The following is a 25329-nucleotide window of genomic DNA, read 5'->3' as shown; positions in this document are numbered from 1 at the left end:
CTCAGAGAACCAGGACCCGGACGTGCGATTCCGCTCGATCATGTGCAGCGCGGCGATTATGGCGGCGGCAATGCTCATCGCCCTGTCCTCGACGCCGTTCGACCGGGCCGCCATGGCGGAACCGGACATCATGGTGCCCACCGATCCGTCGACTTCACCGGTGGCACCGGACGGTTCGACCATTGTCGGCACCCGCGTCATCGACGACCGCCACCTGCGACTCACCGTCCACTCCGCCGCCATGAACGCCGACTTCCCCGTCGAGGTCCAGCGCCCCGCCGACGATTCCGCCCCGCGCCCGGTGCTCTACATGCTCAGCGGCGGCAGCGGCGGCAAGGGCCCGGCGTCCTGGGACAGCCGCACCAATGCCTTCGACTTCCTGGCCGACAAGAACGTCAATGTGGTCCAGCCGATCGGCGGCGCGGCCTCCTACTACGCCGACTGGCGACTGCCCGATCCACGGCTGGGCGTCATGAAATGGACGACCTACCTCACCGAGGAACTGCCCCCGCTCATCGACGCCGCGCTCGCCACCAATGGAGTGAACGGCCTTGTGGGAGTGTCGATGTCGGGCACCTCGGTCCTGCAACTCTCGATCGCCAAGCCGGGCCTGTACCACTCGGTCGCCGCCTACAGCGGGTGCGCGCGCATCGCGGATCCGGTGGGGCAGGCCTTCGTTCGCATCACCGTCGGCTTCGGCGGGGGAGACGCGGCGAACATGTACGGCCCCTTCAACGACCCCATGTGGGCGGCCAAGGATCCCTACCTGCACGCCGATGCCCTACGCGGAGTCGATCTGTACCTGTCGAGCGGCAACGGCCTGCCCGGCCCGCACGACAAGGCCGGTGACCGCCATTTCGCCGGGGGCGGAGACAATCTCGCGAACCAGATACTCGTGGGCGGCATCCTCGAGGCGGCGGTCGATCAATGCACCCGTGATATGGCCGCCCGGCTGAAAGAACTCGGCATCCCCGCCACAGTCGAACTGCATCCCTACGGCACCCATTCCTGGGGCTACTGGGACGACGAGTTCCCCGCCTCCTGGCCGGTTCTCGCCCACGGGCTGGGCCTGTGAGCACCCTCGCGCACTAGTTCTCGAGCGGAAGCTGTTCGATCGCCCAGCGCGCCCATTCGCGGTTCAAAGCGGTGATGCGCTCGCCGTACTCGAGGGCGATGCGGCCGTAGCGGGACAGATTGCTGTCGTCCCAGTCGATCTGCCGCTCCAACTCGGTCAATTCCTCGTGCGCCGCGGACGAATGCTGTTCCATGTCGGCCAGATACGCGAGGGCCTGCTCGCGCGGCACGACACCGAGGAAGAAGATCCGCAGCAGTGCCTCGTTGCGCACCACCTGTTTCGGCTTGGTCGTCGTCAACCAGGTGCGCAGATCCTCGAGCCCGGCATCGGTGAGCGTGTACTCCTTGCGGCCGCGCGGCCCTTCGTCGCTGATCTCGATGAGGCCGGTGTCGGCGAGTTTGGTGAGCTCCGTATAGATCTGGCTCTGCGTCGCGGGCCAGACATTGGCCAGCGAATGCTTGAAGGTCCGCAGCAGGTCGTAGCCGCTGGCGGGGCCGTCGGACAGCAATCCGAGCAGGGCATACCGGAGACTCATGCGCATCACTTTACATTCCACTATTGACATGTCGGTATAGGAGGCTCAGGCTTGGACATGTCAGAACTGGAATGTGCTGTCGCCGAGGAGTTCTCGCCGTGTCCTATCTGCGCACCTTCGCCCCCTGGATCGTCTACGCGATCATCCCGTCGCAGTACTGGCAGTGGTCGGCGGTCATCGCGGTCGTCATCGCCGTGGCCGGGATCGCGGTGCAGCTGCGGGCTGGCCGCAGCCTGGACTCCTTGGTCATCGACATCGGATCGGCGGTGTTCTTCGCGATCGTCACGGTGGTCGCGTTCGCCGATCCGGACACGGCGCTGCACGCCTACATGCCCGCGATCGCGAATGGTGTGCTGGCGCTCATTGCCGGTATCTCGCTGCTGATCCGCGTGCCGTTCACCCTGCCCATCGCCAAACAGACCACGCCCCGGGAGTTCTGGGACCAGCCGCTGTTCATTCGGACCGCCTACGTGCTCACCTCGGTGTGGACGGCCAGCTTCGTGATCGGGTGTATCGCCCTCGCCGCGCTGGCCCACGGGTCGGCCGGGCCGCGGGTGACCGTGCAGGTGCTGGCCTTCGTCATCCCCGTCGTCTTCACGATCCGCTATGTCGCCCACATCCAGGGCAAGGCCCGCGCCGCGCTCGCGGAGTAGCGCTCGCCCGAAGTTAGGAATCGATCATGACCGTCCCGCATCTCACCGGTAACTACGCACCCGTCACCGAGGAAGTGACCGCCTACGAATTGCCCTGCACCGGAACGATTCCCGACGAGTTGAGCGGCTGGTACCTGCGCAACGGACCGAACCCGCACGCCGCGGCGTCGCCGCACTGGTTCCTCGGCGACGGCATGGTGCACGGCGTTCGCGTCGAGGGCGGGCGCGCGGTGTCCTACCGGAATCGGTGGGTGCGCACCACCACCTTCACCGACAACGCGCCGATGTTCGACGCCCAGGGGAATCGGGATTACGCGGCGGGCGTGGCGAATACGCATGTCGTCCGGCACGCCGGACGCGTCCTCGCCCTCGTGGAATCCTCGTTCCCCTATGAAATCACCTGCGAGCTGGACACTCTCGGCCCGCACGATTTCGACGGCAAGCTCACCACCGCCATGACCGCGCACCCGAAGACCTGCCCGACCACCGGCGAACTGCACTTCTTCGGCTACGACTTCGTCGAGCCGTACCTGACCTACCATCGCGCCGACGCCGCGGGCAATCTCGAGCTCAGCCGCCCGATCGACGTGCCAGCCGCCACCATGCACCACGACTTCATTTTGACCGCAGGGCATGTCGTCTTCATGGATCTGCCGGTGCTCTTCGACGCCGCGACCGCCATGTCCGGCGCGGGCCTGCCCTTCCGCTGGAGCGACGACTACCAGGCCCGCCTCGGCGTGCTGCGCCGCGATGACCCGTTCGGTGCCGTCCGCTGGTTCCCGATCGACCCGTGCTACGTCTTCCACGCCCTGAACGCCCACGAGGACGGCGACCGTATCGTCGTGTACGTCATGCGCTATTCGAGCCTGTGGCGCACCGACTCCAGCACCTTCGACGAGGGCGCGACCCTGTGGCGCTGGACCATCGATCTCACCACCGGAACCGTCCGTGCGGAGCAACTCGACGACCGCGCCGCCGAATTCCCCCGCATCGACGACCGCCTCGCCGGACTCGACTCCCGCTACGGCCACGTGGTGACCGCCTCCGACGACAGTGGCATCCTGATGCGCTACGACCTGCACACCGGTGGCAGTGAGGTTCACGAATTCGGCTCCGGCCGTATCCCTTCCGAGGCGTCCTTCGTTCCCGCCGACGAAACCCCCGGTGGGGACGGCTATCTCATGACCTATGTCTACGACAGGGCCGAGGATCGCAGCGATCTGGTCATTCTCGATGTCACGGACCTGGCCGCACCGCCTGTGGCCACCATCCACCTACCGCGCCGGGTCCCCTACGGTTTCCACGGCAACTGGCTGCCCGATCACTGAGCCGTTCGACTAGCTCGTGCGCAGGCGTAGTCCCGGATTGGCCGAGAGCACGGCGTCGATCGGCTGGGAGGTGAGGATGTCGCCGACGGCGCACCGGTGATTCTTGCTGGTGCCGCCGCTGACCAGGCCGAGCGCCTTGGTCCCGCTGAGGACCGAGCCGCCGCTGTCGCCCTGCACGCTGCAGGTGGTCACGGTGAAGAAGCCCTCGACCCGCACCTTCCGGTCCGTGCCCGGCAGACCGCCCTCCTCGAAGGTCTGCCCGACCATATCGACTGTGCCGCAGGTGTATCCGGTGATCGCGCCGGATTTGCACGCGGGCATGCCGGTGACCGGGCTGGCGACGCCGTCGATGGCGATGGTCGCGGCGGCCGCCGTCATTTCGACGCCGATGCCCTGCGCCGGGAGGCTGCTGCCCGAGGCCAGTTGCTCGGTCTTGGTGCTGCTCGAGCTGCCGCTCGATGACGAACCGCCGCCGGGGGTGGGAGAGGTCGGGGCGTCGGGTGCGGGGCCGGGCTGCTCCGACGGACCGCCGACGACCAGGTTGTTGCGGAAGCGCGCGACCTGGTCGGGGTTGAACCGCAGGATCGAGTAGTCGTGCGGCCCGAACTCGGTCTTCCCGAAATAGCCCAGTTCGTCGCCGAGACCGTCGGCGGCGTAGTCGTAGATCCTGTGCGGCTCGGTGGTTTTCGATGCGGGATCGACCAGATTGTTGGGATCGCAGTGCCCGGCCGAGATCGCCACATCGTGTCCGTCGGCATCGGTCGCGTTGAAGCCCAGCGAGCAGTTGCCGTAATGCGTCGCGTCGAAGCCGATGCCGTAGGGCTGGCCGCCCTTGAACGGTTCGCCGGGCGCGGCGACCGTCACCGGAATCTCCGAATCATCCGTCGACGGCCCGGGCGGCTGTGCATCGATCCACCGCCGCACCTCCGCCCGCCGCTGCCGCAGCGAAGCCGTACTGGACCCGACCCGTACGACCTCGAACCCGGCCTTGCGCGCGGCTTCGGTGGCGGCGTCGAGTCCCGTGCCGTCACCGAGCGACACCAGCGCCCGCGCACCGTCCATCCGCACCCCGGCGAACACCATCGGATACGCGACCCGGGCGAGCTTCTCGAAGTCGGCCAGCCGCTGCGAGGTGGCGGCCCGGGCCAGATACTCCGCCATCTCGATGTGCAGATCGCGGCGGACCGCGGCCGCGAGATCGGTCGTCACCGGGTCTGGATTCGAATCGACCGGTGCCGCCCCCGATATCGGCATGACGGCGGTGAACATGGCCGCGCAGCACGCGCACAGCGAAACGACCGTGGCCCGACCCATATTCGCCTCTCCCAGGATCAGATGTGCGATGGACACCAACTCCGAACAGGCGTTATATCGATCATGAATGGTAGTCCACCGCCGCATCGAAGCGGGCGAATCAGACTTCGGGCATGTCGCGGATCGGGAGGTCGGCTACGAATCGGTCAACGCGGTCGCCGACCCGTCGTGCCCGAAGGGCCTCGGGGATCCCGAAACGTGTTGCAGTGCACCACTCTTGGTCGAGGAAGCTGGGAACATTGCCGCTGGACGAGTGTTCAGTTTAATCAATCTGCTTCAGGGGAGCGCGTGGTGAGGACTCGCCTTGCGCATATTGTTCAGCCGCAACGGATTTGATTGACACGCTTCGAACGGGGTGATTAGGCTCACTTTTTGTTCGCGCGGCTCAATCGTTCGAGCGCGCTCGTGCGCGCCGACCGACCGGGTCGCGGCCGTTGACGAATCATGTTCCCTATCAGGGCAATTCGAAAGACGGGTGGCGGTCACGAGCCGCCACGGAGCACGGCGTCCACATGTTCGACCGCATTCCCGTTAGGAGCGCGAATGACCCGCGCACTCATCATCGGGTCCGGCGTCGCCGGTCCGGTGCTATCGATGGCATTACAGCAGGCCGACATCGAATCCCGGATCTTCTCCGGTGATGCGGCCGGGGTCGGGGAGGACGGCTCCTGGCTGAACTTCCAGTCCGCCAACGGGATCGACGCCCTGCGTGCCATCGACGCCGCGGGGCCGGTGGAGAAACTCGGCTACGAGGTCGAGACCATGAGTTTCGCCAACAGCCGTGGCCGATCCCTGGGTCGCATGCCGATTCCGGCCCGGCCCGACGGCCTGAAATCCATGATGGTGCCGCGCGCGGCCCTGCGGGAAGCGCTCGACGGCACCGCCCGCGAACGCGGCATCGCGGTCGAATACGGCAAGACGCTGCGTGACGTGGTGCGACTACCCGGCGGGGGCGTGCAGGCGGTCTTCGCCGACGGCTCCACCGCCGACGGCGATCTCCTGATCGGTTGTGACGGTGTGCATTCCACCGTGCGCACCCTGATCGACCCGCACGCTCCCGCACCCAGCCCGGTGCCGGTCCTGACCACCGGCGGCTATATCCCCGACTTCACCATCGCCGCCCCCGAGCACGATCTGCACATCAACCTCGGTACGCGTTGCTCCTTCGCCTGGCTGCGCACCCCGGACGGCGGTACGGCCTGGTTCGCCAACCCGCCCAAGACCGGCGACACCCCCGACGGCGTCCTGTCCGACGGCGACGACGCCGCGCTGCGCCGCTGGCTGCACGAGATCATGGCCGGGGAGACCAAGCTCGCGCACGACATTGTCGACGCCGCGCCCGCGCCCCTGTTCGGCTGGTCCAGCTACACCATGCCGGTGGCCCGCCGCTGGCACGACAACCACGGCATGGTGATCATCGGCGATGCCGCCCATGTCACCTCGCCCACCGCGGGTCAGGGCCTGGCCCTCGCCATCGAGGACGCCGTCGTCCTCGCGCAATGCCTGCGCGACTGCCCCGATGTGCCCACCGCGTTCACCACCTTCGAAGCCCTGCGCCGCGACCGCGTGACGAAGATCGTCAAGCACGGCCGCAATCCCGAGCCGCCCGGCGCGATCGGCCGCTTCCTGCGGGATCTGATGATGCCCGTCATTCTCGGTAAGACCGCCAAAGACGGTGGTAAATCGCTGATGTGGATACAGGGACACCACATCGACTTCGACGCGCGCGTCACACCCGTCACCCGCTCCGATTCCTGATTCCCGAATCCGGCCACCCGCGCTGATCGAAGCGTCCACGACGAGGTCTCACACACCATGCTCTCCGACCCCATTGCGGTCGTCGGTGCCTCCTGCCGTTTTCCGGGGGCGTCGCGACCTGCCGAATTCTGGCGTCTGCTGCGCACCGGCGGCGACGCGATAACCGACATCCCGGCGGACCGCCGCCATCCCGCCCTTGCGGGAACGCGGGGCGGGTTCCTCACCGGCACAGGCGAATTCGACGCGGACTTCTTCGGAATCTCCGCCCGCGAGGCCGCCGCCATGGACCCGCAGCAGCGACTGATGCTGGAACTGGGCTGGGAGGCCCTCGAGGATGCGCGCCTGGTGCCCGCCCGGCTGGCCGCCACGGCGACCGGCGTCTTCGTCGGCGCGATCTCCGACGATTACGCCACCCTCGCGCAGCGCCACGGCGTCATCGGTCAACACTCGCTGACCGGCACCAATCGGGGACTGATCGCCAACCGGCTGTCGTATGTGCTCGGCCTGCGCGGGCCGAGCCTGACGGTCGATGCGGCACAGGCGTCCTCGCTGGTCGCGGTGCATCTGGCGGTGGAGAGCCTGCGCCGCGGGGAGTCCGAACTCGCCCTGGCCGGGGGCGTGCAGCTCAACCTCGCTCCGGAGAGCACGCTGCGCGTGGACCGCTTCGGCGGGCTGTCCCCGGACGGGACGTGCTACGTCTTCGACGCGCGCGCCAATGGTTTCGTCCGCGGCGAGGGCGGCGGCCTGGTCGTGCTCAAGCGACTCGCCGACGCGCTCGCCGACGGTGACCGGATCTACTGCGTGATCCACGGCAGCGCCGTCAACAATGACGGCGGCGGGGCCACGCTGACCGCACCGAACGAGCTCGCGCAGCAGGAACTGCTGCGGGCCGCCTACCGCGAGGCCGGAGTGGATCCGGCCCTGGTGGACTACGTCGAATTGCACGGCACCGGAACCAGGATCGGCGACCCGATCGAGGCCGCGGCGCTGGGTGCGGTGATCGGCGCGGCCCGACGCGGCGGCGCACCGCTGGCTGTCGGTTCGGTGAAGACCAATATCGGGCATCTCGAGGGCGCGGCGGGCATTGCCGGGCTGCTGAAAGCCGTTCTGAGCGTTCATCATCGGGTCCTGCCCGCCAGCCTCCACTTCGCCACCCCCAACCCGGACATCCCGCTGGACACCCTGAACCTGCGCGTTCAGCAGACCACCGCGGAGTGGACGGCGACGCGGCCGCGGGTGGCCGGGGTCAGCTCCTTCGGCGTCGGCGGCACGAACTGCCATGTCGTGCTGGCCGAGCACGTGCCCGCCGAGCATCCGCGACCACGGCATCCTGCGACGCCCGCGCCCGTGCTCTGGACCCTCTCCGGCCGCGACGCGAAAGCCCTGCGCGGACAGGCGGAATCACTGCGAGAACACCTGCGCGCCGAGGCGAACGCCGACGCGGCGGACATCGGATACTCCCTGGCCGCCACCCGCACCGCCTTCGCGCACCGGGCCGCGCTGATCGGGGACGATCCGCGGGCGCTGCTGGACGCCTTCGCCGACGGTGCTCCCGTCCCGGATCTGGTGCGCGGGGTGGCCGGGGACGGTACGGCGGTGTTCGTGTTCCCCGGTCAGGGCTCGCAATGGCCGGGTATGGCCATCGAATTGGCCTCGTGCTCGGCCATTTTCGCCGATCGGCTGCAAGAGTGCGCCGACGCGTTGGCACCGCACGTCGACTGGTCGCTGCCGGAGGTCCTGCGCGATGCGCGGGCGCTCGAGCGGGTCGAGGTGGTCCAGCCCGCGCTGTGGGCGGTCATGGTGTCGCTGGCGGAGCTGTGGCAATCGCTGGGTGTGACGCCGTCCGCGGTCATCGGTCATTCGCAGGGCGAGATCGCCGCGGCCTGTGTGGCGGGCGCGCTGTCGGTTACCGACGCGGCGCGCGTGGTGGCGGTGCGCAGTCGATTGCTGGCCGCGGTCGCGGGCGGCGGGGCCATGGCTTCGATCGCGCTGCCCGCCGAGCGCGTCGACCTCGGCGACGGGCTGTCCATCGCCGCGGTCAACGGCCCCAATGCCGTGGTGGTTTCCGGTGCGTCCGATGCGGTGGACGTGCTGGTGGCCAGGTATCAGGCCGCGGGTGTGCGGGCCCGGCGGATCGCGGTCGACTACGCGTCCCACTCGGCGCAGGTCGAGCCGATCCGGGCCGATCTGCTGGCCGAACTCTCGGATCTGCGTCCGGGCCGGGCGCAGATCCCGATGCTGTCGACCGTCACCGGGGAGTGGGTCGAAGGGACCACGCTGGACGCGGACTACTGGTATCGGAATCTGCGGGAGCCGGTCCGGCTCGACCGCGCGGTGCGCGCACTCGCCGATGGCGGGCGTCGGATATTCATCGAGGCCGCCCCACATCCGGTGCTGGCCAGCGGGATTCAGGAAACCGCGGCCGACGCCGTGGTGGTCGAATCGCTGCGCCGCGACGACGGCGGGTGGCGGCGGTTCCTCACCTCGGTCGGTCGGGCCTGGGCGCACGGTCTGGAGGTGGACCCGGAGACATTGTTCGCGGGCACCGGGGCTCGACGGGTGGATCTGCCGACTTACGCCTTCCAACGCCGACGGTACTGGTTCGACGAGGCCGAAAACGCTGTCGCCGAGGCGATCCCGGCCGTGTCGCTGACCCCGGGCGCGGAGCTCGACCTGGTCCGCACCCACGCCGCGGCCGTCCTCGGACAGCCGAACCCGGAGATCATCGATGTCGAGCTGCCGTTCCAGGACCTCGGCATCGATTCCCACCTCGCGGTGGAACTGCGCAATCGACTCAGCGCCGAAACCGGACTGTCGCTGCCCGCCACGCTGCTGTTCGACTACCCCACCTGCACCGCCGTGGCCGCCTTCCTCAACGCGGAGAACACCGGTGCGGCAGGGGAATTCGTCGCACCGGAAGCGCCCTCGGCCGCCGCGCTCGAGCCGATCGCCATTGTCGCCATGAGCTGCCGTCTGCCCGGCGGCATCGATTCACCCGAACAGCTGTGGCGGTTGGTCGCCGAGGGCGGCGACGCGGTCGGTGAGTTCCCGGACGATCGCGGCTGGGACCTGGCCGGGCTGTACGACCCCGATCCGGAGCACCCGGGCACCTCCTACACCCGCTTCGGCGGATTCCTCGACAGCGCAACCGAATTCGACCCGGCTTTCTTCGGCATCGCACCGCGCGAGGCGCTCGCCATGGACCCGCAACAGCGGGTGCTGCTGGAGATTTCCTGGGAGGCTCTCGAACGCGCTGGTATCGACCCGGCCGCCCTGCGCGGTACCCGGACCGGTGTTTTCCTCGGCGCGATGGCGCAGGACTACGGTCCGCGCCTGCACGATTCGACCGACGGCTTCGCGCTGACCGGCACTCTGACCTCGGTCGCGTCGGGTCGGCTGGCCTATGTCTACGGCTTCGAAGGGCCCGCCGTCACGGTCGACACGGCCTGCTCGTCATCCCTGCTCGCGCTGCACCTGGCGTGTCAGTCACTGCGACAGGGCGAATCGTCGCTGGCGCTGGCGGGCGGCGTCACGGTCATGGCCAATCCGGGCATGTTCGTGGAGTTCTCGCGGCAGCGCGGACTCGCGCCGGACGGGCGATGCAAGACGTTCGCCGCCGCTGCGGACGGCACTGGGTGGAGTGAAGGGGCCGGACTGCTGGTCCTGGAACGCCTTTCGGACGCGCAGCGCAACGGGCACCGCGTGCTGGCGGTGGTGCGCGGCTCGGCCATCAATCAGGACGGCGCGTCCAATGGCCTGACCGCGCCGAATGGGCCGTCCCAGCAGCGGGTCATTCGGCAGGCGCTGGCGAATGCGGGCCTGTCGGCCGCGGAGGTGGACGCGGTCGAGGCGCACGGCACCGGGACCACGCTGGGCGATCCGATCGAGGCGCAGGCCCTGCTGGCAACCTACGGCCAGCACCGAGATCACCCACTGCGGCTGGGCTCGCTGAAATCGAATATCGGACACACCCAGGCCGCCGCCGGTGTCGCGGGCGTGATCAAGATGGTGCTGGCGCTGCAGCACGAGATGCTGCCGAAGACCCTGCACGTGGACGCGCCGTCGCCGCATGTGGATTGGACCGCAGGGGCGGTCGAGCTGCTGACCGAACCCGTGCCCTGGCCGCGGACCGACCGCCCGCGCCGGGCCGGTGTCTCGTCCTTCGGGATCAGCGGCACCAACGCCCACGTGATCATCGAGGAGCCCGCCGCTCCCTCCGACCTGCCCGCCAACCCGGTACTACCGGTCGTGCCGTGGGTGCTATCGGCGAAAACCGAGGCCGCGCTGCGTGATCGGGCACGACAGCTGCGATCGTTCGTCGATCGCGAACCCGACCTGGAGCTCGCATCCGTCGGTCGGACGCTGGCGGCACGGTCGGTGTTCGATACTCGCGTGGTCGTGGTCGGGGCGAACCGCGCCGAGATGCTGGCCGCGCTGGCCACCCTCGCCGACGCCCCGGCCACCCCGAGGGTCGTCGACCAGAACGACAAGGTCGTGTTCGTCTTCCCCGGGCAGGGTTCGCAGTGGCCGGGCATGGCCCTGGAATTGGCCGCGCACGCACCGGTGTTCGCCGCGCGGCTCGCGGAATGCGCGGCGGCGCTGGACGAATTCGTGGAGTGGTCGCTGTGGGACGTCCTCACCGACGAGACCGCGCTGGAACGCGTCGACGTGGTACAGCCCGTGCTGTGGGCCGTCATGGTGTCGCTGGCCGCCCTGTGGCGCTCCTACGGCATCGAACCGGCCGCGGTGGTGGGACATTCGCAGGGTGAGATCGCCGCCGCGGTGGTCGCGAGTGGGCTCTCCCTCGCCGACGGCGCGCGAGTGGTGGCACTGCGGAGTCGGGCCCTACTGGCGCTGTCGGGCCGCGGCGGCATGCTGTCGGTCGCGCTGTCCGCCGACGCGCTGCGGTCGATGCTGGGGGACGGGTTGTCCCTCGCCGCGGTGAACGGGCCCGAATCCGTGGTGGTATCCGGGGATTCGGCCGCCCTCGACGCGCTGGAGGCGCGATGTGCGGCGGAAGGTGTTCGCGCCCGCCGGATTCCGGTGGATTACGCCTCGCACTCCGCGCACGTCGAGGCGATCCGCGCGGAGTTGGCCGAGCTGTTGGCACCGGTGCGGCCGCGCACCGGCGAGGTGCCGTTCTATTCGGCCGTCACCGGCGCACCCATGGACACGGCCGGACTGGACGGCGAGTACTGGTACCGGAACCTGCGCGAGACGGTGCAGTTCGAGCGCGCCACCACCGCCTTGCTCGCCGACGGGCATCGCGTATTCGTCGAGACCAGTGCGCATCCGGTGCTGGCGGCGGCGGTCCGGGAAACCTTGGACGACAAGGAGATCGACGGCCTGGTCGCCGCGTCCCTGCGCCGTGACGACGGTGGTCTGCGCCGATTCCTGACCTCGCTGGGTGAGGTGTTCGCCGGGGGCGTCCCGGTGCGCTGGGAGTCGATGTTCGCCGGTGCTCGGCGCGTGGACCTGCCGACCTATCCCTTCCAGCGGGAGCGGTATTGGCTGACCGCGCCGCGTGAACTCGATCGGGATCGGTCGGCGTCCGAGTCGTGGCGTTACCGCGTGACCTGGAAGCGGCTGGCACACAACGATTCTCAGGCTGGCACGTGGCTGGTGATCGCCGCGCCCGATGAGAACGAAATCAGCCCGGTACTGTCCGAGCAAGGAGCTCGGGTGCTTCGCGTCGCGCCCGGCGTGGACCTGGCCGCCGAACTCGCCGGGATCGGCCCGGTCGACGCGGTGCTGTCGCTGCTGGCGCTGGACGCGGAACCGCACCCGCGATACCCGGCCGTGCCCCGCGGCTACGCGACGACTTTGGCGTTGATCCAAGCCTTGGGCGCGGCGGGCGTCGAGGCCCTGCTGTGGTGCGTGACGCGGGGTGCGGTGTCGGTGTCGGACGAAGACGTCCGGCCCGCACAGGCCCTGTGGTGGGGGCTGGGAAGGGTTGTGGCGCTGGAGCTTCCCGACCGCTGGGGCGGACTGATCGACCTGCCCGAGCGGTGGGACGATTCGATTCGGCAGTCCATCGCGACGGTCGTCGCCGGAGCCGAGGACCAGGTCGCCATCCGTCCGAACGGAGTGTTCGGCCGCAGGCTGGTTCGTGCTCCGCTGACGCTCACCGCACTCGACGGCTGGCGTCCGTCGGGAACCGTCCTGGTCACGGGCGGAACCGGGGCGCTCGGCGCGCACACGGCACGATGGCTGGCCGCCGGTGGGGCCGAGCATGTGGTCCTGGCGAGCCGACGGGGACCGCGGGCCGAGGGCATCGACGAACTCACGGCCGAACTGCGCGAACTCGGTGCCCGGGTCACGGTCCGCGCCTGCGACGTGACCGACCGACACGCGCTGGCCGACTTGGTCGCGAGCCTGCCCGCCCTGGATGCCGTGGTGCACACCGCGGCCGTGCTCGACGACGGCGTGATCGAGTCGCTGAGCGTCGAGCAGGTCGATCGGGTGTTGCGGGTCAAGGCGCGGGCGGCATGGGATCTGCACGAGTTGACCGCGGACCGGAATCTGTCCGCGTTCGTGCTGTTCTCGTCGTTGGCCGGGGTGGTCGGGACACCGGGCCAGGGCAACTACGCGCCCGGCAATGCCTACTTGGACGCCCTGGCGACCCACCGCCGATCGCTGGGCCTGCCCGCGACGGCCATCTCCTGGGGACCCTGGGCCGGGGAAGGCATGGGACAGGGCGAATTCGGGGTCGTCGCACGTCGCCACGGCGTGCCGATGCTGCCGCCCCGGGCCGCACTGCGGGCGCTGGAGCAGTCGCTGCTGCGCGCGGAATCCGGTGTCCTGGTGGCCGATATCGACTGGGACCGTTTCGGTGTCGCCTTCACCGCCACCCGGCCCAGCCCGCTGCTGAGCGAACTGATCCCCGCGCTCGAGACACCCGTCACCGCGAGCGAGGCGCGCCCGCTGCTGGAGGTCGTGCGCCAGCACGCCGCGACCGTCCTGGGATACGCCGACGCCGAATCGGTGCCCGCCGACAAGGTCTTCAAGGACCTAGGCCTGGACTCGGTGACCGCGGTGGATCTGCGCAACCGCCTGGTCGCGGCGACCGGGCAGCGGCTACCGGCCACGGCCATCTACGACTATCCGACCGCGCGCTCACTCGCCGAATTCCTCGGCGGCACAGGCGAAACGACGACACCGGAAGCGGCGGCGGCCACGGATGACGAGCCTATCGCCATAGTGGGCATGGCCTGCCGGTTCCCCGGCGGGGTGCGGTCACCCGAGGATCTGTGGCGTCTGGTGCTCGACGGGCGCGAGGTCGTCTCCGGTTTCCCGGCCGATCGCGGCTGGGAGGTGGACCGGCTGGCCGAGTCCGGCCGCCTCACCACCCGATCCGGCGCATTCCTCAGCGACGCAACCGAATTCGACGCCGAGTTCTTCGGCATCATGCCGCGCGAGGCCGTCGCGATGGATCCCCAGCAGCGGCTGCTGCTCGAGACCGCCTGGGAAGCCTTCGAGCGGACCGGCATCGATCCGAGCTCGCTGCGCGGCCGGGCGGTCGGCGTGTACGCGGGGACCAACGGCCAGGACTACGGCGCGGTGCTGCGCTCCGACGGCGGCGAACGATTCGACGGCTACCTGGCCACCGGCACCTCGGCGGCGGTGCTGTCCGGTCGGCTGGCCTACACCTTCGGATTCGAGGGCCCCGCGGTCACGGTCGACACCGCGTGCTCGTCCTCGCTGGTGGCACTGCATCTGGCGGCCGAGGCCCTGCGCAAGGGTGAGTGCGCGCTGGCGGTCGCGGGCGGCGTCACCGTCATGTCCACCCCCGATCTGTTCGTCGAGTTCTCCCGCCAGGGCGGGCTCGCCCCCGACGGCCGCTGTAAGCCGTTCTCCGCGAACGCGGACGGCACGGCCTGGGGCGAGGGCGTCGGTGTGCTGATCGTGGAACGGCTGTCGGACGCGCGCCGCCACGGACATCCGGTGCTGGCGGTGCTGCGCGGCTCCGCGGTCAATCAGGACGGCGCGTCGAACGGTCTGACCGCGCCGAACGGGCCGTCGCAGCAGCGGGTCATCCGCACGGCCCTGGCGACCGCGCGACTGTCGGCGCGCGACGTCGACGCGGTCGAAGCGCACGGCACCGGAACGACATTGGGCGATCCCATCGAGGCGCAGGCGCTGCTGACCACCTACGGGCAGGATCGCGAACGGCCGCTGTGGCTGGGTTCGATCAAATCGAATATCGGCCATACACAGGCCGCCGCGGGTGTGGCCGGGGTGATCAAGATGGTCATGGCCATGCGCCACGGCATCCTGCCCGCCACGCTGCACGCCGAGACACCCACACCGCACGTGGACTGGTCCGAGGGCGCGGTCGCGCTGCTCACCGCGGCGCAGGTGTGGCCGGAGGCGAATCGGCCGCGGCGCGTGGGTATTTCGGCGTTCGGGATCAGCGGCACCAACGCGCACGTGATTCTGGAGGTGGACCCGGCCGCGACGCCGTCCGAGCCGGAATCCGGGCCGGGGCTCGTCGCGGAGCCCGAAGTCCCCGCGGTCGTGCCATGGGTGCTGTCGGGCAAGGGCCACAAAGCGATTCGGGCGCAGGCGGCGCGCTTGCTCGAAGCGGTGGAATCCGGCGAACAGTCCCCGGTGGACATCGCGTTCTCGCTGGCGACGACGCGTGCCGCGATCGAGGACCGCGCGGTCGTCCTGGGCGCAGACCGGGCCGATTTGCTCGCGGGTCTGCGGGCCTTGACGCACGGAACCCCCTCGGCGCGAGTCGTCGCGGGCACGGCCGTCGAGGGCAAACTGGCCTTCCTGTTCTCCGGCCAGGGCTCGCAACGGCTGGGCATGGGCCGCGAGCTCTACGCGGCCTTCCCGGGCTTCGCCCGGGCCTTCGACGACGTGTGCGCGGCGGTGGATCTGCCACTGCGACAGGTGCTCTGGGGCGACGACGCCGAGCTGCTGAACCGGACCGACTTCGCGCAGGCCGGGCTGTTCGCCCTCGAGGTGGCGCTGTTCCGGCTGTTCGAAGGCTGGGACCTGCGCCCGGACTTCCTGCTTGGCCATTCGATCGGCGAGCTGGCGGCCGCGCATGTCGCCGGTGCGCTGTCCCTGCCGGACGCGGCCGCATTGGTGACGGCGCGTGGACGGTTGATGCGGGCGCTGCCCGCCGGTGGCGTCATGGTCGCGGTGGCGGCGTCCGAGGACGAACTGCGACCGCTGCTGGTGGCCGGGGTGAGCATCGCCGCGGTCAACGGCCCGAACGCGATCGTGCTGTCCGGTGACGAGGACGCGGTGTGGTCGGTGGTCGGCGACCGGAAAGCCAAGCGGCTGCGGGTATCCCACGCCTTCCACTCCGCGCGCATGGAACCGATGCTCGACGAGTTCCGGCGGGTGGCCGCGGGGCTGTCCTACGAACCGCCGCGAATTCCGGTGGTGTCCAATGTGACCGGGCAGCCGGTCGAGCACTACGACGCCGAGTACTGGGTGCGGCACGCGCGGGAGGCGGTGCGATTCGCCGACGGCATGCGATGCCTGGCCGATCTGGGCGTGACCACGTTCCTGGAGCTCGGTCCCGATGGCACGCTCGCCGCCATGGGCCGCGACTGCGTGCCCGACGCCGGTTTCGCCCCCGCGCTGCGCAAGGACCGTGACGAGCCCGAAGCGGTGATGTCCGCTGTGGCACAGCTCTATACACGCGGCATCGCCCCGGACTGGGCGGCCATGTTCCCGGGCGCACGCGCCGTGGACCTGCCGACCTATGCCTTCCAGCGACAGCGCTACTGGCCGGTGAGCGCGCAATCGCCGGTTGACTCGCTGCTGTACGGGATCGACTGGTGGCCGCTGCCCGACACGGACGTACCGGCGCTCACGGGCACCTGGCTCGTGGTCGGACCGGCCGAGACGGACCTGACCGAGACCTGCGCGAAAACCCTGGAACGCCACGGCGCGACCGTTCGCATCGTGACTGCGGCCGCGGAGATTCGCGGCCTCGCCGCCGACGGTGTGCTCTCACTGGCGGCCTTGAACGAGACGCGGGCGGTGGCCGACACACTGGCCCTGCTGGAGTCCGCGACCACGGGACCGCTGTGGTGCCTGACTCGCGGCGCTGTCTCCATCGATGCCGCCGATCGACTGGAAAGCCCTGCGCAAGCGCAGATCTGGGGACTGGGCCGAGCGGCGGCCCTGGAACACCCGGCCCGCTGGGGCGGCCTGATCGATCTGCCCGAGGAGTTCGACGAACAGGCGCAGGACCGCCTGGTCCAGGTGCTCTCCGGCGCGGCCGGAGACGATCAGGTCGCGCTGCGCGGGTCCGGCCTGTACGGACGCCGCCTGACACGGACAACGCGAAAGACCCTGGCCCCCACCGCGTGGCGGCCGCGCGGTACCGTCCTGATCACCGGCGGCACCGGTGCGCTCGGCGCACACGTCGCGCGCTGGCTGGCTCGCAATGGCGCGCGGCGGCTCGTGCTCACCTCGCGGCGCGGCCCCGCCGCGCCCGGCGCGACCGACCTGATCGCCGAGCTGACCGCGCTGGGCGCGACGGCCACCGTCGTCGCCTGCGATGTCGCCGACCGCGCCGCCTTGGCGGCGGTGCTGGCCGAGCATCCGGTCGACGCCGTCATCCACGCCGCCGGACTGAGCCATATCGCGCCCCTCGCGGACACCACACCGGACGAGGTAGCCGCCATCGCGGCCGGAAAGGCGCTGGGCGCACGGCATCTCGACGAACTGCTCGGCGACCGTGACCTCGACGCCTTCGTGCTGTTCTCCTCCGTTTCCGCGGTCTGGGGCGTCGGCGGACTGGGCGCGTACGCGGCCGGTAACGCCTACCTGGACGCCTTGGCACAGCAACGCCGGGCCCGCGGGCGCACCGCCACCTCCATCGCCTGGGGGCCCTGGGACGACGGCGGCATGGTCGATGCGCAAGGCGAGCGAGACTCCTTGCGGCGGCGCGGTGTTCCGCTGCTCGCCCCCGAACGGGCGCTGGCCGCACTGCAACAGGCACTCGACCACGACGATGTGACGCTCGCCGTCGCCGAGGTGGACTGGGCCCGATTCGCGCCGCTGTTCACCCTCGAACGGCCCAGCCCCCTGCTGGACGGAATCCCGGAGGCGACACACACACCGGAACCCGCCGCGTCGACCGCGACGGACGAGCCGGTCGCCGTGGACGACACCGCACTGCTGGATCTGGTCTGCGCCCGGGTCGCCGAGGTCGTCGGGCACACCGGCGCGGCGGCCGTCGAACCCGAAAGATCCTTCCACGACATCGGATTCGACTCGCTGACCGCCGTCGAACTGCGCGACCGGCTCACCGCCGACAGCGGGGTGGCGCTCCCCGCCACCCTGGTCTTCGACCACCCGACCCCCCGCGCGGTCGCGGAGTATCTGGCCGGGGAGCTGCGCGGACGACAGGCACCCGTGCGCGTCGACACGACAACCCTGCCCACCGACGACGACCCGATCGTCATTGTCGGCATGAGCTGTCGCTTCCCGGGCGGCATCGCCTCGCCCGAGGACCTCTGGCAGGTCGTCAGCGACGGCGTGGACGTGGTCTCCGAGTTCCCGGCCGACCGCGGCTGGGACCCGCACACCCTGCCCGAGCGCCCGCGCACCGGCGGATTCGTCCACGACGCCACCGATTTCGACGCCGACTTCTTCGGTATCTCGCCCCGCGAGGCGCTCACCATGGATCCCCAGCAGCGCCTGCTGCTGGAATCCGCGTGGGAGTTGTTCGAGCGGGCCGGAATCGATCCGACCACCCTGCGCGGCAGTCAGACCGGCGTCTTCATCGGCGCGTCGAACTCGGAGTACGGACCCGGGCTCAGCGGTGCCGCCGACAGCGCCGAGGGCTACGCCCTGACCGGCAGCGTCACCGCGGTCGCCTCGGGTCGCCTGGCCTACACCTTCGGGTTGGAAGGACCCGCGCTCACCCTCGACACCGCCTGCTCCTCCTCGCTGGTGGCGCTGCATCTGGCCGCCCGGTCGCTGCGGCACGGGGAATGCGCGCTGGCGGTGGTCGGCGGTGTCGCGGTGATGTCCCAGCCGGGCGCGTTCATCGACTTCGCCCGCCAGGGCGGATTGGCCGCCGACGGCCGGTGCAAATCCTTCGCCGCCGCGGCCGACGGCACCGGATGGGCCGAAGGCGTCGGAATGCTCCTGGTGGAACGACTTTCGGACGCGCACCGCCACGGGCACCGGGTGCTGGCGGTGGTGCGCGGATCGGCGGTGAACCAGGACGGCGCGTCCAATGGCCTGACCGCGCCCAGCGGTCCCGCGCAACAGCGAGTCATCCGGGCCGCGCTCGCCGACGCGCGGCTCACCGCCACCGAGGTCGACGCGGTCGAAGCGCATGGCACCGGAACGAAACTCGGTGATCCCATCGAGGCACAGGCGCTGCTGGCCACCTACGGCCAGGACCGGGAACGGCCACTGTGGCTGGGCTCGGTCAAGTCGAACATCGGTCACGCACAGGCCGCCGCCGGGATGAGCGGCATCATCAAGACCGTGCTGGCACTGCGCCACGGCGTCCTGCCGCGCACCCTGCACGCCGACGAGCCGACCCCGCACGTGGACTGGTCAGCGGGTGCGATTTCGCTGCTGACCGAACAGATTCCGTGGCCGGACGCGGGACGGCCGCGCCGGGCCGGGGTGTCGGCCTTCGGGATGAGCGGCACCAATGCACACGTCATTGTGGAGTCCTACGCCCAACCGGATGCAGAGCCGGTGCATGCCGGGAATCCGCAGCGCCTGGTGGATTCCGGCCAAAAGCATGCCGGAACGGCGGGTGGGAAGGGTGCCTGGGTGCTGTCGGCGAAAAGCGCTGCGGCACTTGGTGAGCAGGCCGCACGCCTGCGGACGTACGTGGAGCGGCATGCCGATCTCGACGTGGCCGATGTGGGCTGGTCGCTGGCCACCACCCGGGCCGCGCATCCGCATCGACTGGTCGTGCTCGCCGGTGATCGCGAGGAGTTCCTGAAAGGACTTGCCGCACCGACCATTCGAGGCTCGGTGGTGCCCGGCAAGCTCGGGTTCCTGTTCGCCGGTCAAGGCAGCCAGCGCGCCGGGATGGGGCAGGAGCTCTACGCCCACCACCCGGTGTTCGCCGCCGCGTTCGATGCCATCTGCGACCGCTTCGACCCCGCGGTGCGCGAGGTACTCCACGGTGACGGCGCACTGCTCGATCGCACGATGTTCACCCAAACCGGCCTGTTCGCACTGGAAGTCGCGCTCTATCGACTGCTCGAGCACTGGGGCATCGTCCCGGACCAGCTGATGGGTCATTCGATCGGTGAGCTCGCCGCGGCGCATGTGGCCGGGGTGCTCTCCCTCGACGACGCGTGCACGCTGGTCGCCGCCCGCGCCCGACTCATGCAGGCGCTGCCCGCCGGGGGAGCCATGGCCGCGATCGAGGCCACCGAGGACGAGATCGCCCCGCTGCTGTCGGAGCGGGTCGGCTTCGCGGCCCTCAATGGGCCGGAGTCGGTGGTCATCTCGGGCGACGAGGACGCGGTGGAGGAGATCACGCTGCTGTTCGAGGACCGGAAGGTCAAGCGGCTGCGGGTGAGTCACGCCTTCCACTCGCATCGCATGGATCCCATGCTGGCCGAATTCCGGGAAGTCGCGGAGACCCTGACCTACGCGCCCCCTCGAATCCCCGTGATATCCAACCTGACCGGTGCACCCGTGGCCGCCTACGACGCCGACTACTGGGTCCGGCACGTACGCCAACCCGTTCGCTTCGCCGACGGCATGCGCACCCTTGCGGAGCTGGGCGTGACCACCTTCGTGGAGCTGGGCCCGGACGCCACGGTGACCGCCATGGGCCAAGACTGCGTGCCCGAGGCCGGATTCGTGCCGCTGCTGCGGAGGCGACAGCCGGAATCGGAGGCGCTTCTGACGGCGGTGGCCCACCTGCACGTACGCGGCACCGGCCCGAACTGGCGAGCCGTCCTCCGGCCCGCCCGCACGGTCGACTTGCCCACCTACGCCTTCGCGCGCCAACGCTTCTGGCTCGAACCCCGCCGGGCAGCGGACCCGGTCGACGCCCGCTTCTGGGAAGCGGTGGAACACGACGACCTGGCGTTCCTCGAATCCGCGCTGCGGGTCGCGCCCGATCGTCCGCTGGCCGAGGCATTGCCCGCCCTGTCGGCCTGGCGGCGCGGCCTGCGCGAGCGGTCGGCCGTGGACGCCTGGCGGTACAAGGTGACCTGGAAGGCGCTCGCGCACACCGAATTCCAGCCGCTGACTGGTACCTGGCTGGTGGTCTCGCCAACCGGAGCCGATTCGGGTCCCGTGGTGGACGCGCTTACCGCGCACGGGGCGAGCGTGGTCGAGATGGCACTGACGTACGCCGATCGCGAGAACCTCGCCCGGCGACTGCCCACGGCACCGGTCGACGGAGTGCTGTCGCTGCTGGCGCTCGACGACCAGCCGATGCCGGAATTCCCCGCTGTCCCAGCGGGATACGCGATGACGCTCGCGCTGTGGCAGGCCCTCGGGACCGCGGGCCTCGACGCCCCGCTGTGGTGCGCGACGTTCGGCGCGACGGCGGTCGCGGGGGAGGACGTGCGACCCGACCAGGCGCTGTTCTGGGGCCTGGGCCAAGTCGCCGCACTCGAGCATCCGGAACGCTGGGGCGGACTTCTGGACCTGCCCGCGGAAGCGGCCGGACAGCGACTGCCGGACGGTGTCGGCGCGGCATTGCCGACGGTGCTGACCGGCGTGGAAGACCAAGTCGCCGTGCGTGTCTCGGGCATATACGGCCGACGCCTGACCCACGCGCCCTCGACGACCGCCGCCGACGGCTGGCAGCCCGCGGGCACCGTCCTGGTGACCGGCGGCACCGGCGCATTGGGCGCGCACACCGCGCGGTGGCTCGCCACCGCCGGAGCCGATCACCTGGTATTGGTGAGTCGCCGGGGACCCGCCGCGGCGGGTGCGACGGAACTGGAAGCCGAACTGCGCGCTCGCGGTGTCGATGTCACCGTGGTCGCCTGCGATGTGGCCGACCGCGCCGCCCTGGCCGAATTGCTCTCGCGGCTCCCGGTGCTGGACGCGGTGGTGCACACCGCCGCGGTGCTCGACGATGCGGTGCTCGACGCGCTGACCGCCGAGCAGGTCGACCGGGTGCTGCGCGTCAAGGCGCGGGCCGCGTGGCACCTGCACGAACTGACCGCCGACCGGAATCTGTCCGCGTTCGTGCTGTTCTCGTCCCTCGCCGGGGTCGCGGGCACACCCGGCCAGGGCAACTACGCGCCCGGCAACGCCTACCTGGACGCACTGGCCCAGCATCGGCGCGCACAGGGCCTGCCCGCCACAGCCATTGCCTGGGGCCCCTGGGCGGGCGGCGGCATGGCCGACCACGAGGGCGGCGATATCGCGCGCCGACACGGCGTGCCCGCCATGGCCCCCGAACTCGCGCTGGCGGCGCTGCGCACGGCCCTCGCGGGCGATGAGACGACGCTGACCGTCGCCGCCATCGACTGGGATCGCTTCCTGCCCGTGTTCACCGCGACCAGGCCGAGCCCATTGCTGGCGGACCTGCCGGAGGCCCGGAAACAGCCCGCCACTCCGAGCGGCGAACCGGAAACCGACGCCACCGACCTGCTGGCGCGCCTGGCGGAATCCGGTGCGGCGGAACAGTATCGGCTACTGGTGAACCTGGTCCGCGCCCAGGTGGCGACCGTGCTCGGGCACGCCGACGCCGGTGCCATCGAATCGGGTCGGCCCTTCACCGACTTCGGCTTCGACTCGGTGACGGCCATGGAATTCCGCAATCGGCTCGCCGCCGCGACCGGAGTCCGGCTGCCCGCCACGGTCGTCTTCGACCATCCGACACCGCAGGCGCTGGCCACCAACCTGCGCACGCGATTGATTCCCGAGCCGACCGATCCGGTCGCGCCGGGCATCGACCACCTCGACACGCTGGAGCGGACCCTCGCCGCCCTCGAGCCCACGGCGGCCGAGTACGCGACGATCACGACCCGGCTCGAGGAACTGCTGGCCGCCTGGAAGCGGCACGACCGAGCGCCCGACCGCACCGCGGACCAGGGCGACCCGGTCGACGAAATCGATTCCGCCACAGCGGAAGAACTGTTCGACATTCTCCACAGGGAATTCGGGAAATCGGTGGGTGACGTGCAATGACCGATGAGAGCAAGCTACTCGAGCACCTCAAGTGGGCGACGGCCGAGCTGCGGCAGACCCGCCGCCAGCTGCGCGAGGCCGAGGACGCCCGGCACGAGCCGATCGCCGTGGTCGCCATGAGCTGCCGCTTTCCCGGCGGTGTCGAATCACCCGAGCAGCTCTGGGATCTCGTGGCCGCGGGCCGTGACGCGGTCGCGGACTTCCCGGCCGACCGCGGCTGGGACTTGGACGCCCTTGCCAGCACCGACCCGACCCGGCCGGGCCGATCCCACACGCGGCAGGGCGCTTTCGTCGCGGACGCGGCGGCGTTCGATCCGAGCCTGTTCAAGATCTCGCCGCGCGAAGCGGTCCTGATGGACCCGCAGCAGCGACTGCTGCTCGAGGTCTGCTGGGAGGCATTCGAACGGGCCGGAATCGCCCCGGACACGGTGCGCGGCAGGGAGATCGGCGTCTTCGCGGGCACCAACGGGCAGGACTACGCAAACCTGCTGACCGCCGCGCCCCGGCTCACCGAGGGTTATCTGGCCACCGCCGCCACCGCCGCGGTGCTGTCGGGTCGCATCTCCTACACGTTCGGATTCACCGGGCCCGCGCTCACGGTGGACACCGCCTGCTCGTCGTCGCTGGTCGCCTTGCATCTCGCGGCCGAGGCGCTGCGGCGCGGCGAATGCTCGATGGCCCTGGCCGGTGGCGTGACCGTCATGACCACCCCGACCATCTTCGTGGAGTTCTCCCGGCAGGGCGGCATGGCCGCCGACGGCCGCAGCAAGGCGTTCGCCAGCGCCGCCGACGGGGTCGGCTGGGGCGAGGGCGCGGGAGTGCTGCTGCTGGAACGGCTTTCCGACGCTCGCCGCCACGGGCATCCGGTGCTGGCGGTGGTACGCGGGTCGGCGGTCAATCAGGACGGCGCGTCCAATGGCCTGACCGCCCCGAACGGGCCGTCACAGCAGCAGGTGATCCGGGCGGCGCTGGCCGACGCGCGTCTCACGGCCGCCGAGGTCGACGCGGTCGAAGCCCACGGCACGGGAACCAGGCTCGGTGATCCGATCGAGGCGCAGGCTCTGCTGGCCACCTACGGCCAGGACCGGGAACGCCCGCTGTGGCTGGGCTCGGTGAAATCCAATATCGGGCACACCCAGGCCGCCGCGGGCGCGGCGGGTCTCATCAAGATGGTCATGGCGATTCGGCACGGCCAGTTGCCGCGCACGCTGCACGTGGACGAGCCGACCCCGCATGTGGACTGGTCCGCGGGCGCGGTGTCGCTGCTGACCGAGCACCTGCCGTGGCCGCGGACCGGTGCGCCACGCCGCGCCGGGGTGTCCTCGTTCGGTGTCAGCGGCACCAACGCGCACGTCATCCTCGAACAGGACGTTCCGGTCTCAGACGAGCGGGACGCGAGCGCCGAGTCGGACGCGCCGACGGTGGAAGCCGCTGTGCCGGAGGCGATTCCGGTGATGCTGTCGGGCCGCTCCGCCGCCGCGCTGCGGGCCCAGGCCGATCGGCTGCGGTCCCATCTCACCACCCATGCGGATCTGACGCTGCCCGACGTCGCATTCTCCCTCGCGAGTACCCGCGCCGCGCTCGAGCACCGTGCGGTGGCGGTGGTCCGCGATCGGGCCGAACTCCTCACCGAGTTGACCGCGTTGGCCGACGGCACGCCCGCGCCCGGGACGACTACGGGCGTGGTCGCCGAGGGCGGTGTCGCGTTCCTGTTGCCCGGCCAGGGTGGACAGTGGGTCGGGATGGCCGCGCGGCTGCTGGAGTCCTCGCCGGTGTTCGCCGCTCGGATGGCCGAATGCGCTGCGGCCCTGGAGCCTTACGTCGACTGGCGACTGCTGGACGCGATCCACGACAGCGCGCTGCTCGAGCGCGTCGATGTGGTGCAGCCGGTGTTGTTCGCGGTGATGGTGTCGCTGGCGGAGCTGTGGCGTGCGCACGGTGTGGAACCGGCTGCGGTGGTGGGTCATTCGCAGGGTGAGATCGCGGCGGCGTGTGTGGCCGGTGCCCTGAGTCTCGCCGATGCGGCCAAGGTTGTGGCGTTGCGCAGTCGTGCGCTCACGGCCCTGGCGGGCGGCGGAGCCATGGCCTCGGTCGCGATGACCCCCGAGGCCGCCGAAACCCTGCTGGCTCGTTGGGACGGGCGACTCGCGCTCGCGGCGGTCAATGGACCTACCTCGGTGGTGATCTCCGGCGCGCCCGACGCCATGGCCGAACTCATCGACCATTGCGACCGACACGACATTCGAACCCGGCGCATCCCGGTCGATTACGCCTCGCACTCCGCCCAGGTCGAGCAGATCCGCGACGAACTGCTGACCCTGCTGTCGGGGATCACACCGCGCCGCGCCACGGTGCCGTTCTACTCCACGGTGACCGGGCAGTGGATCGACACCACGGGCCTCGACGCCGGGTACTGGTACGAGAACCTGCGGCAGCGAGTGCGATTCGACACCGCCATCCGCGGCCTGTTCGACGAGGGCTACCGGCTGTTCGTCGAGTGCAGTCCGCATCCGGTGCTGGTGCCCGCGGTGCAGGAAACCCTCGACGGCT

At 70.3% G+C, this 25329-nt stretch carries 8 protein-coding genes (1 of these 8 cut by a window edge); 6 read left to right on the top strand and 2 right to left on the bottom strand.

Features of this window, described 5'->3' with window-relative positions; all coding sequences use genetic code 11:
• Nucleotides 1-40: 40 nt before the first annotated feature.
• Nucleotides 41-1075 (top strand): alpha/beta hydrolase, encoded by a 1035-nt coding sequence (locus VMT40_RS24840; RefSeq protein WP_442790056.1) that lies wholly within the window; start codon nucleotides 41-43, stop codon nucleotides 1073-1075.
• A gap of 13 nt (nucleotides 1076-1088) precedes the next feature.
• On the opposite strand, the gene VMT40_RS24835 is transcribed toward VMT40_RS24840, so the two are convergent.
• Complete coding sequence (locus VMT40_RS24835; protein WP_326361142.1) at nucleotides 1089-1610, bottom strand: PadR family transcriptional regulator; 522 nt, start codon at nucleotides 1608-1610, stop codon at nucleotides 1089-1091.
• 98 nt (nucleotides 1611-1708) lie between these two features.
• Between VMT40_RS24835 and VMT40_RS24830 the strand changes: the two genes are divergently transcribed.
• The gene (locus VMT40_RS24830) at nucleotides 1709-2263 is read left to right on the top strand and encodes a hypothetical protein (protein WP_326361141.1); all 555 of its coding nucleotides are present in this window, start codon (nucleotides 1709-1711) and stop codon (nucleotides 2261-2263) included.
• Nucleotides 2264-2289: 26 nt separating this feature from the next.
• The gene (locus VMT40_RS24825; protein WP_326361140.1) at nucleotides 2290-3591 is read left to right on the top strand and encodes a carotenoid oxygenase family protein; all 1302 of its coding nucleotides are present in this window, start codon (nucleotides 2290-2292) and stop codon (nucleotides 3589-3591) included.
• 9 nt (nucleotides 3592-3600) lie between these two features.
• Here VMT40_RS24825 and VMT40_RS24820 read toward each other — a convergent pair whose 3' ends face one another.
• A complete protein-coding gene (locus tag VMT40_RS24820; protein WP_326361139.1) occupies nucleotides 3601-4941 on the bottom strand; it encodes a S1 family peptidase in 1341 nt (446 codons plus the stop codon).
• A 507-nt stretch (nucleotides 4942-5448) separates the two neighbouring features.
• Between VMT40_RS24820 and VMT40_RS24815 the strand changes: the two genes are divergently transcribed.
• The 3 genes in view from VMT40_RS24815 to VMT40_RS24805 are tightly spaced (at most 57 nt apart) and all read left to right on the top strand, a layout consistent with a single transcriptional unit that may run on beyond the window.
• A complete protein-coding gene (locus VMT40_RS24815) occupies nucleotides 5449-6663 on the top strand; it encodes an FAD-dependent oxidoreductase (protein WP_326361138.1) in 1215 nt (404 codons plus the stop codon).
• Between the two features lie 57 nt (nucleotides 6664-6720).
• Complete coding sequence (locus VMT40_RS24810; protein WP_326361137.1) at nucleotides 6721-22779, top strand: type I polyketide synthase; 16059 nt, start codon at nucleotides 6721-6723, stop codon at nucleotides 22777-22779.
• Nucleotides 22776-25329: the beginning of a type I polyketide synthase gene (locus VMT40_RS24805; RefSeq protein WP_326361135.1), read on the top strand. 16307 nt of this gene lie beyond the right edge of the window; 2554 of the gene's 18861 nt are visible here — the first part of the coding sequence; its start codon is at nucleotides 22776-22778; the stop codon falls past the right edge of the window. The genes VMT40_RS24810 and VMT40_RS24805 overlap by 4 nt, the downstream gene beginning before the upstream one ends.

Origin of the sequence: Nocardia sp. CDC160, from assembly GCF_035818795.1 — a bacterium.
Lineage (GTDB): Bacteria > Actinomycetota > Actinomycetes > Mycobacteriales > Mycobacteriaceae > Nocardia.
Note: the sequence above shows the minus strand (reverse complement) of the source record. Positions and strands in the feature narration are given on the sequence as shown.